The sequence below is a fragment of the Citrobacter sp. EC_71 genome (assembly GCF_019584005.1).
GTDB lineage: Bacteria > Pseudomonadota > Gammaproteobacteria > Enterobacterales > Enterobacteriaceae > Citrobacter > Citrobacter werkmanii.
Map to the genome: position 1 here is coordinate 1 of NZ_VDAY01000121.1, position 225 is coordinate 225.

Sequence of the window (225 nt, forward strand, 5' to 3'; positions counted from 1 at the left end):
AGTGGCACTTTGGCATGAAGGCCCACATTGGTGTCGATGCCAAGAGTGGCCTGACCCACAGCCTAGTCACCACCGCGGCCAACGAGCATGACCTCAATCAGCTGGGTAATCTGCTTCATGGAGAGGAGCAATTTGTCTCAGCCGATGCCGGCTACCAAGGAGCGCCACAGCGCGAGGAGCTGGCCGAGGTGGATGTGGACTGGCTGATCGCCGAGCGTCCCGGCA

1 protein-coding gene is annotated in these 225 nt (G+C 60.9%); it reads left to right on the plus strand.

Annotation, left to right across the window (positions count from 1 at the left end; genetic code table 11):
* Positions 1–225, plus strand: a 225-nt coding sequence (locus tag FHD02_RS24305; RefSeq protein WP_220393410.1) for a transposase, incomplete at both ends; no start/stop codon positions are given.